At 71.8% G+C, this 7279-nt stretch carries 9 protein-coding genes and 1 tRNA gene; 7 read left to right on the top strand and 3 right to left on the bottom strand.

Features of this window, described 5'->3' with window-relative positions; translation table 11 throughout:
- Positions 1-140 precede the first annotated feature (140 nt).
- Positions 141-578 (top strand): hypothetical protein, encoded by a 438-nt coding sequence (locus AC1MIR_RS10290; RefSeq protein WP_480028073.1) that lies wholly within the window; start codon positions 141-143, stop codon positions 576-578.
- Here the strand turns inward: AC1MIR_RS10290 and AC1MIR_RS10285 are convergent.
- Positions 568-966 carry a response regulator gene (locus tag AC1MIR_RS10285; RefSeq protein ID WP_480028072.1) on the bottom strand — a complete coding sequence of 133 codons (399 nt, stop codon included), beginning with the start codon at positions 964-966 and terminating at the stop codon, positions 568-570. The two genes, AC1MIR_RS10290 and AC1MIR_RS10285, sit on opposite strands and share 11 nt — an antisense overlap.
- 179 nt (positions 967-1145) lie before the next feature.
- Between AC1MIR_RS10285 and AC1MIR_RS10280 the strand changes: the two genes are divergently transcribed.
- The 3 genes from AC1MIR_RS10280 (at position 1146) to AC1MIR_RS10270 (ending at position 3694) form a co-directional block, all read left to right on the top strand.
- Positions 1146-1565 carry a DUF4149 domain-containing protein gene (locus AC1MIR_RS10280; protein WP_480028071.1) on the top strand — a complete coding sequence of 140 codons (420 nt, stop codon included), beginning with the start codon at positions 1146-1148 and terminating at the stop codon, positions 1563-1565.
- Between the two features lie 113 nt (positions 1566-1678).
- The gene (locus tag AC1MIR_RS10275) at positions 1679-2764 is read left to right on the top strand and encodes a TRAP transporter substrate-binding protein (protein WP_480028070.1); all 1086 of its coding nucleotides are present in this window, start codon (positions 1679-1681) and stop codon (positions 2762-2764) included.
- Positions 2765-2890: 126 nt separating this feature from the next.
- Positions 2891-3694 carry an undecaprenyl-diphosphate phosphatase gene (locus AC1MIR_RS10270; protein WP_480028069.1) on the top strand — a complete coding sequence of 268 codons (804 nt, stop codon included), beginning with the start codon at positions 2891-2893 and terminating at the stop codon, positions 3692-3694.
- Positions 3695-3770: 76 nt separating this feature from the next.
- Here AC1MIR_RS10270 and AC1MIR_RS10265 read toward each other — a convergent pair whose 3' ends face one another.
- Both AC1MIR_RS10265 and AC1MIR_RS10260 read right to left on the bottom strand, forming a co-directional pair.
- Positions 3771-4421, bottom strand: a complete 651-nt coding sequence (locus AC1MIR_RS10265) for a CoA transferase subunit B (RefSeq protein ID WP_480028068.1) — start codon at positions 4419-4421, stop codon at positions 3771-3773.
- 12 nt (positions 4422-4433) lie between these two features.
- Positions 4434-5171 carry a CoA transferase subunit A gene (locus tag AC1MIR_RS10260; protein ID WP_480028067.1) on the bottom strand — a complete coding sequence of 246 codons (738 nt, stop codon included), beginning with the start codon at positions 5169-5171 and terminating at the stop codon, positions 4434-4436.
- A gap of 150 nt (positions 5172-5321) precedes the next feature.
- Between AC1MIR_RS10260 and AC1MIR_RS10255 the strand changes: the two genes are divergently transcribed.
- The 3 genes from AC1MIR_RS10255 to AC1MIR_RS10245 form a co-directional block, all read left to right on the top strand.
- Positions 5322-5397, top strand: a tRNA-Ala gene (locus AC1MIR_RS10255).
- A 204-nt stretch (positions 5398-5601) separates the two neighbouring features.
- A complete protein-coding gene (locus AC1MIR_RS10250; RefSeq protein ID WP_480028066.1) occupies positions 5602-6084 on the top strand; it encodes a hypothetical protein in 483 nt (160 codons plus the stop codon).
- A gap of 7 nt (positions 6085-6091) precedes the next feature.
- The coding region (locus AC1MIR_RS10245) for a pentapeptide repeat-containing protein (RefSeq protein WP_480028065.1) at positions 6092-7279 on the top strand (1188 nt) is incomplete at its 3' end.

Genomic DNA, 7279 nt, shown 5'->3' with positions numbered 1-7279 from the left:
CCGTCCCGCGGGCGCTCCTCCGCCGGCCGGCGCCCCGCCCGCGGGGGGCCCGGGACTTCGCCCGCGATCTGGCCACGCGCATCGCCGCGCTGGGCCGGGCGCACGACTTCGCCCGGCCGCACAGCGAGGATTCGAAGCCTGTGATCGGCGATGCGTCCCTGCACGGCATGCTGCGGGAGTTGTTCCTCCCGTACCCGGCATTCCAGGAGGGCCGCATCGTCATCGCCGGCGACGACGTCCCTGCCGACGACCATGGCGCGACGACCCTTGCGCTGCTCTTCCACGAGCTCGCCACCAATGCCGCGAAATACGGCGCGCTCTCCACCGAGGACGGGCGGGTGACGATCAGCAGCCGATGCGACCTGGCGAACGACCGCCTGAGCATCCGGTGGGAGGAGAGCGGCGGCCCGCCGGTGCCGGGGGAACCCGCGCGAACTGGCTTCGGCACCATTCTCGCGGCGATGAGCGTCGAACAGCAGCATGGCGGGACGATCGGCCGCCACTGGAACCGAGAGGGGCTTGCGGTGGACGTCGCGCTGCGACCGTCGCGCCTGGTGCGACCGGCCGCTACGGGCTGAACGGACGGAACGGCGGCGGCGGCGCCACGCCCGGCCGCGCCTGCGCCGCATAGTCGAGCGCCGCGGCCATGTCCTCGTCGTCAGCCGGCTTGGGCAGGACGCCGAGCGTCCCTGGCACGCCGGCGCCGAGCCGGCGCGGATTGGCCGTGACGAACAGCACCGCGACCCCGAATTCCGCCGCCAGCCTGGCCCCCACCTCCGAGCCGGTCTCGCCGTCCCGCAGATTGAGGTCCACCAGGGCGATCGCCGGGCGCCGCGCCGCCAGCGCAAGCGCCGCCTCCGCGTCGGGAGCGATCCCGATCGGCTCGTAGCCCAGATCCTCGAGCGTGGCCTGCAGGCTTGCCGCCACCAGGATTTCGTCCTCCACGATCAGCACTGTCCGCGCCATTCACCCACTCCGTAACCGGCTGCGATCAACCCGCTAGAAACCGTGCCGCCCTGCCCGGGTTCCGCATCGCACCAACATGGCGGCCGGGCGCATTGGCCGCGTCGCGGTCCATGGCGCTTCCCCCCTATTGCGCGCATCGCCGGCGGGCCGAAGTTGGTGCGGCCATAGCGGAGCGCGCCGTGACCTTCCTTGCCCTCATCGCCCTGTTCGCCGCCGCGCTGCTGTTCGGCGGCATGGCCTTCTTCGCCGCGCTCGTCGCGCCGGTGGTCTTTCGCGCCCTGCCGCCCGAGCCGGCGGGGCGGTTCCTGCGGGGTCTCTTCCCCCGCTACTACCTATGGGTCGCCGGCTGCGCGGCCGCCGCGGCGGTGGCCCTCTTTCCGCTCTCCAAGCCGGATTCCGGCCTCATGGCGGTGATCGCCGGCGTCGCCGTCTGGCTGCGCCAAGTGCTGATGCCGCGGATCAACGCCCTGTCCGACGCGGCCAAGGCCGGCGATGCGGCGGCCCAGCGCGGCTTCGACCGTGCGCACCGGCTCTCGGTCTGGGCCAACCTGCTGCAGATGATCGCCGCCGCGACGGTGCTGGTGGGCTTCATCCTGTAGGCGGCGGCCCGGCCCCGGGCGCAACGACGCCTATTCTCGGCTCCTGCGGGATGCATTAAGCCTCGGCTGGACGCGGGCAGGGGCCCGCGCCGCCCCTTTCCCGGGAGGAACCAATGAACCGCCGTGCCCTGATGGGCGCCGCCGCGACCGCCCCGGTCGCGCTCGCCACGCCCGCCCTCGCCCAGACCCTGCCGGAGGTGCGCTGGCGCTGCCAGTCCGCCTTCCCGCGGGTGTTCGACATCCTCTACGGCACGCTGGAGCGCATCTCCGCCCGCGTCGGCCAGCTCACCGACGGCAAGTTCCGCATCCAGACCTTCCCGGCCGGCGAGGTGGTGGGCGCCCTGCAGATCGTGGACGCCCTGCAGCAGGGCTCGCTGGAGTGCGGCCACACGGCGTCCTACTACTACATCGGCAAGGACACCGCCTTCGCGCCCTTCACCGCCTACCCCTTCGGCCTCAACACCCGCCAGCTCACCTCATGGTTCCGCCTGGGCGGCGGCAACGACCTCGCGAACGAGCATTTCGCCGACTACAACATCGTCGCGCGGACCGCGGGCGACACCGGCGCGCAGATGGGCGGCTGGTTCCGCAACGAGATCACCTCGCTCGAGCAGCTGCGCGGCCTGAAGTTCCGCATCCCCGGCATCCCGGGCCAGCTCTTCACCCGCCTCGGCGCCGTGCCGACGCTGATCGCCCCGGCGGACATCTATCCCTCGCTGGAGCGTGGCGTGATCGACGCCGTCGAGTTCGTCGGCCCGCATGACGACGAGCGCGCCAACTACGTGCGCGTGGCGCGCTTCTACTACGCGCCGGGCTTCTGGGAGCCGGGCGCGCGGCTGCACTTCATGATGAACCAGCGCGCCTGGGCGGCGCTGCCCGATCTCTACAAGGCGGCCATCGACGTCGCCTGCGCGGAAGCCGACAGCGACATGGTCGCGCGCTACGACGCGGCGAACCCGCCGGCGCTGCGCCGCCTGATCGCCGCCGGCGCGCAGCTGCGGTTCTGGCCCCGCCCGATCATGGAAGCCGCATGGCGCGCCAACGAGGAGGTCACGGCCGACCTGATGCAGCAGAACCCGAAGTTCCGGAAGATCATGGAGAGCTACCTCCGCTTCCGCACAGAGCAGTTCCAGTGGTTCCGCGTGGCGGAAAACAGCTTCGACAACTTCGCCTTCAGCGCCGCCCAGACGGTGCGCTGACGCCTTCGCGGCGAAGGGCCCCGTCGCGCAGCGGCGCGGCGGGGCTTTTCTTTTGTTCATCCGCCGGCGGCTTGGCCCGGCGCGGCCCCCGCCGCTATGTAGCGCCATCCCGGGAGCCCGCCGACGATGGATGCCAGCGCGATCCTCTCCGCCATCGTCATGGGCGTGGTGGAGGGACTGACCGAGTTCCTGCCGATCTCCTCGACCGGCCACCTGATCCTGCTCGGCGAGCTGATCGGCTTCACCGGGCCCGACAGCAACACCTTCAAGATCGCGATCCAGCTCGGCGCGATCCTGGCGGTCGTGGTGGTGTTCTGGCCGACGCTGATGCGGCTGCTGTTCAAGGCCTGGCGGCCGGGGCCGGAGCGCTTCTACGCGATCAACCTGCTGCTCGCCTTCCTGCCGGCGATGGTGATCGGCGCGACCTTCTATCGCGTCATCCACGATGCGCTGTTCGATCCCTATGTCGTCTGCGCCGCGCTGATCCTGGGCGGCATCGCCATCATCGCGATCGAGCGCTGGCGCCCGACGGCGACCATCCGCTCGGTGCCGGAGATCGGGCCGCTGGCGGCGCTGCTGATCGGGTTCGGCCAGGCGCTGGCGATGGTCCCCGGCACCTCGCGCTCCGGCGCCACCATCATCGCCGCGCTGCTGGTCGGCGTGGACCGGCGCACCGCGGCCGAGTTCTCCTTCGTGCTGGCGATCCCGACGATGTTCGCGGCCACCGTCTACGCGCTCTACAAGGCGCGCGCCGACCTCGACATGAGCGGCATGGCGCAGATCGGCGTCGGCTTCCTCGTGTCCTTCGTGGTGGCGCTGCTGGTGGTGCGCTGGCTGATGAACGTGATCGCGCGCATCGGCTTCACGCCCTTCGGCTGGTACCGCATCGCGCTCGGCACGGTCATGCTGGCGGTGCTTCTGGCGCGCTGACGCCCCGCCACTAGAGCACGTTCCGATCGACTGGAATCAGTCGATCGGGCGCTGCTCTAGGCGGGGCGCCGCGGGGTCAGGCGGCGACGGCCACCTTGTACTCCGCCTCGGTCTTGGCGCGGATCTCGGCCTCGGTCACGCCGCGGGCGCATTCCACCAGCGTCATCCCGCCATCGCCCTTCTTGTCGATGCTGAACACGCCGAGATCGGTGATCACCATGTCCACCACGCGGCTGCCGGTCAGCGGCAGGTTGCAGGCCTTGAGCAGCTTCGGCTCGTCGCCGCGCGCGCAGTGCTCCATCAGCACGATGACCTTCTTCACGCCCGCGACCAGGTCCATCGCGCCGCCCATCCCCTTCACCATCTTGCCGGGGATCATCCAGTTCGCGAGGTCGCCGTTCTGCGCCACCTGCAGCGCGCCCAGGATGGACAGGTCGATATGCCCGCCGCGGATCATCCCGAAGCTCTGCGCGCTGTCGAAGAAGCTGCTGGTCGGCAGCTGCGTGATGGTCTGCTTGCCGGCATTGATCAGGTCCGGGTCCTCCTCGCCCTCATAGGGGAAGGGGCCGAGGCCGAGCATGCCGTTCTCGGATTGCAGCTGCACCGTCATGCCGGCGGGCACATGGTTCGCCACCAGCGTCGGGATGCCGATGCCGAGATTGACGTAGAAGCCGTCCTGCAATTCGCGGGCGGCACGCGCCGCCATCTCGTCGCGGGTCCAGGGCATTTTCTCGATTCCTTACCGCGGGAGGTGATCCGGGCCGGCAGCGGCCGCGGGATGCTTGCGGACGGTGCGGCTCTCGATGCGCTTCTCGAAATCCGCCGGGCAGAGCATCAGGCGCTTCACGAAGACGCCCGGCGTGTGGATGTCGTCGGCGTCTATCTCGCCGGGGCGCACCAGATGCTCCACCTGCGCGACCGTCACCTTCGCCGCCGTCGCCATGATCGGGTTGAAGTTCCGCGCCGTCTTCCGGTAGCGGAGGTTGCCCTCATGGTCGGCCATGTAGGCGTGGACGATGGCGAGGTCGGCAAAGAGCGTACGCTCCATCACATAGGTCTCGCCGTCGAAGACCGCGGTCGGCTTGCCTTCGGCGATCTGCGTGCCGACGCCGGTCTTGGTGTAGAAGGCCGGGATGCCGGCGCCGCCGGAGCGGATGCGCTCGGCCAGCGTGCCCTGCGGGTTGAACTCGATCTCCAGCTCGCCGGCCAGGTACTGCTTCGCGAAGGTCGCGTTCTCGCCGACATAGCTGCTGACCATCTTCCGGATCTGCCGCGTGTCCAGCAGCATGCCGAGGCCGACGCCGTCGATGCCGGCATTGTTGGAGATGACGGTCAGGTCCTTCACGCCGCTCTCGCGGATCGCCTCGATCAGCAGGCTCGGCACGCCGCAGAGGCCGAAGCCGCCGGACATGATGGTCATTCCGTCCTTGAGCAGCCCGGCGAGGGCATCGCGGGCGTCCTTGTGGACCTTGCGCATGGCGTGCGGCCGTCCCTGTGCGGTTGCTGCGCCGCACCCTATTGGGCGGCGGGCGGGGTTGGAAGGGGTCGCGGCGGCCGGATTCGATGCGCCACCCACCCTTGCGCGGGTGGGGGGCGGCCGCTATACGGCGCGCCTCCCAAGACGTGCGGGGCCATAGCTCAGTTGGGAGAGCGCTTGAATGGCATTCAAGAGGTCAGGGGTTCGACTCCCCTTGGCTCCACCAGTTCAGACCGCCGGCTGCCGAGCGATCGGGGCCGGCGGTTTCGTTTTCCGGTGCCGGGAAGTGCCAGGAAACAATTCGGCCTGCCGTTCCGGGCCGCCACGCCGAAGCGGCCCGCCGGTGCCAGGCCCTTCCGTCGGAACCATTTGAATCGGGCGCCCGATCGCCGCACCCTGCCCCGACCCCTCGGTACGGGAGGCTTCGACCATGGCCAAACGGCTTTACGAGTCGCTCTGCTTCCTCGCCCTTGCGCTTGCCCTTGCGCTGCTCGCCGCGCCGCCGGCGGTGGCGCAGCCCGCGCCCGATCCCGCGGCGCGCCAGGTCTTCGAGGCGCGCCTCGGCCAGTATCGCCGCGCGGCGCCGGACGAGATCCTCGATCTGCTGCGCCAGCGGCTCACGTTGCTGGCCGCGCCGCTGCCCCCCTTCGCACAAGGCAGCAACATGGTGGATCTCGCCGTCGAGCAGCCCTGGACCGCGCTGCGGCGCCGCTGCGCCGCCGCGGAGCCGCCGCTTGGCGCGGGCGCCGCCTTCGCCCTGGCGGAGGGGATGCTCCGCGAAGGCCAGTTCGCCGCGCGCGCGACCGCGGAGGATCGTGCGAATTTCGCCGCCCTCCTCGCCGCGCTGGACGGGAGGCTGTGCCGCTGCGCGGATCGGCCGAGCCTGGCGCTGGCGGCGGATTGCGCGAGCTGAGCGCGGCATGCGCGCCCTGCTCCTGCTGGCCGCGCTGATCCTCGCGGCCGGCGCACGGGCCGCGCCCCTCGACGGCGAGGCGGCGCGCGCCATCCTGCGGCAGGACGGCCGCCTCGCGGATGTCGAGATCGCCGGCGATCTCGATCTGGCGGGGCTGTCGCATCCATCCGGCACGCTGCTGCTGCTGGGCCTGCGCATCACCGGCAGCCTGCGCGGCGCGCCGGATGCCGCGGTCGAGATTCTCGATGCCGAACTCGGCGCGTTGCGCATCGCGCGCAGCAGCTGGGACCATCCGCTGGTGCTGGAGCGCACGCGCATCGCCGGCCGTGTGGCGCTCGAGGAGACGCGGTTCACCAAGGGCTTCGCCTGCCGCCGCTGCACCTTCGCCGGCAGCGTCTCTGCGCGGCGCGCGCGATTCGAGGGCGAAGGCGCCGACCTCGCCTTCTCGGACTTCGGCGGCATCGCCGACTTCAGCGGCGCGCGCTTCGCCGCCGCCGGCTTCGACGGCGCGCGCTTCGCCGATGCCGCAGGGCCGATGTTCAACGAGGCGACCTTCGCCGGTCCGGCGCGGTTCACCGGCATCGTGGCCGGTGCCGCACCCATGCGCTTCATCGGCGCCACCTTCCGCGAGGACGTGTCCTTCCGCGGCTGCCGGACCGGGCGCCTCGTCTTCGCGCTGCCCGACGCCACGGCGGACACGCCCTTCGCCCTTTCCGTGCCAGTGTTCGGCGCGCGCGCGGATTTCCGCCTCTGCCGCTTCGGCGATGGCGTGGACCTTGCCGGCGCGGCGCTGCGTGGCGGCGCGGATTTCTCCGATACCCGCCTGGAGCGGGGCGTGCTGGATCTTCGCCGGCTCACCACGCTCGGCGGCGATCTCGTGCTGCGCGGGATGGCGCTCGGGCCGGCGGCGCGCATCGCCGTGGATGCCACGAGCCTGCCCGGTGTCGTCGCCGAGCGTGCGCGCTTCGAGCCAGGGGACTGGCCGGGCCTGGATGCGACGGCGCTGGACACCCTGGCGGCCCGCGCCAGGGCGCTCGGGGCCGAGACCGGCAGCCGCCGCCTCGCCTTCGCCGCCCTGGCGGCGCGCGCCGCGGCGCCCGCGGCGCGCGGGGGGGGCCGCCGGGCCGGGGCCCGCGCCAGGCCGCCGCGCACCCCCCCCCCCCACGCCCCGCCGCGGCGGCGCGCCGCCCCCCGC

This window comes from Falsiroseomonas sp. RANM36 (genome assembly GCF_056682175.1).
Note: the sequence above shows the minus strand (reverse complement) of the source record. Positions and strands in the feature narration are given on the sequence as shown.

Coding starts and splice junctions, on each gene's coding strand:
- AC1MIR_RS10285 (WP_480028072.1), bottom strand. CDS start 966: ATGGCGCGGACAGTGCTGATCGTGGAGGACGAAATCCTGGTGGCGGCA.
- AC1MIR_RS10275 (WP_480028070.1), top strand. CDS start 1,679: ATGAACCGCCGTGCCCTGATGGGCGCCGCCGCGACCGCCCCGGTCGCG.
- AC1MIR_RS10270 (WP_480028069.1), top strand. CDS start 2,891: ATGGATGCCAGCGCGATCCTCTCCGCCATCGTCATGGGCGTGGTGGAG.
- AC1MIR_RS10265 (WP_480028068.1), bottom strand. CDS start 4,421: ATGCCCTGGACCCGCGACGAGATGGCGGCGCGTGCCGCCCGCGAATTG.
- AC1MIR_RS10260 (WP_480028067.1), bottom strand. CDS start 5,171: ATGCGCAAGGTCCACAAGGACGCCCGCGATGCCCTCGCCGGGCTGCTC.
- AC1MIR_RS10250 (WP_480028066.1), top strand. CDS start 5,602: ATGGCCAAACGGCTTTACGAGTCGCTCTGCTTCCTCGCCCTTGCGCTT.